This is a genomic window from Pseudoalteromonas sp. A601 (assembly GCF_002165575.1).
Lineage (GTDB): Bacteria > Pseudomonadota > Gammaproteobacteria > Enterobacterales > Alteromonadaceae > Pseudoalteromonas.
Genome location: NZ_MXQF01000079.1, coordinates 1 through 1,589, shown reverse-complemented (window position 1 = coordinate 1,589; position 1,589 = coordinate 1). Strand labels below are relative to the sequence as shown.

1 protein-coding gene is annotated in these 1,589 nt (G+C 50.0%); it reads left to right on the top strand.

All coding sequences use genetic code 11. The features are described 5' to 3' along the window. Positions 1-1,589: Ig-like domain-containing protein (locus tag B5G52_RS21730; RefSeq protein WP_176372607.1), on the top strand; the 1,589-nt coding region annotated here is incomplete at both ends.

Genomic DNA, 1,589 nt, shown 5'->3' with positions numbered 1-1,589 from the left:
CGAATGACACTACACCAACCATTACTGGCTCCAGTGATGAAATTAGCGCGACAGTGATGTTAACCGTGACAGATGCAGCAGGTAATGAACAAAACCTAACTGCCACAGTACAAGCCGATGGTACGTGGTCAGTGGATGTACCGACAGAGCTTGCTGAAGGCAGCTTTACGGTAGATGCCAGCGTAACGGATGCGGCGGGTAACACGGCCAGTGACAGTGAAACAGGTGGTGTGATTGATACGCAAGCGCCCACGTTTGATATTGATCCAATTAATGCCACCAATGATACAACGCCAACTATTACAGGTTCTAGCGATGAAATTGGCGCGACGGTAACGGTGCTTGTTACTGATGCCGCGGGTAATGAACAAAACTTATCTGCCACAGTACAAGCCGATGGTACGTGGTCAGTGGATGTACCGACTGATTTAGCCGAAGGTGCGTTTACGGTAGATGCCAGCGTGACGGATGCAGCCGGTAATACCGCCAGTGATACAGAAACCGGCGGCGTGATTGATACACAAGCGCCCACGTTTGATATTGATCCAATTAATGCCACCAATGATACAACGCCAACTATTACAGGCTCCAGTGATGAAATAGGCGCGACAGTGACGTTAACCGTGACAGATGCAGCAGGTAATGAACAAAACCTAACTGCCACAGTACAAGCCGATGGTACGTGGTCAGTGGATGTACCGACAGAGCTTGCTGAAGGCAGCTTTACGGTAGATGCCAGCGTAACGGATGCGGCGGGTAACACGGCCAGTGACAGTGAAACAGGTGGTGTGATTGATACGCAAGCGCCCACGTTTGATATTGATCCAATTAATGCCACCAATGATACAACGCCAACTATTACAGGTTCTAGCGATGAAATTGGCGCGACGGTAACGGTGCTTGTTACTGATGCCGCGGGTAATGAACAAAACTTATCTGCCACAGTACAAGCCGATGGTACGTGGTCAGTGGATGTACCGACTGATTTAGCCGAAGGTGCGTTTACGGTAGATGCCAGCGTGACGGATGCAGCCGGTAATACCGCCAGTGATACAGAAACAGGTGGCGTGATTGATACACAAGCGCCCACGTTTGATATTGATCCAATTACAGCGACGAATGACACTACACCAACCATTACTGGCTCCAGTGATGAAATTAGCGCGACAGTGATGTTAACCGTGACAGATGCAGCAGGTAATGAACAAAACCTATCTGCCACAGTACAAGCCGATGGTACGTGGTCAGTGGATGTACCGACTGATTTAGCCGAAGGTGCGTTTACGGTAGATGCCAGCGTGACGGATGCAGCCGGTAATACCGCCAGTGATACAGAAACCGGCGGCGTGATTGATACACAAGCGCCCACGTTTGATATTGATCCAATTACAGCGACGAATGACACTACACCAACCATTACTGGCTCTAGCGATGAAATAGGCGCGACAGTAACTTTAACTGTCACAGATGCCGATGGCACAGAGCAAAACCTAACTGCCACAGTACAAGCCGATGGTACCTGGTCAGTGGATGTGCCAGCTGATTTAGCCGAAGGTGCGTTTACCGTTGATGCCAGCGTGACGGATGCG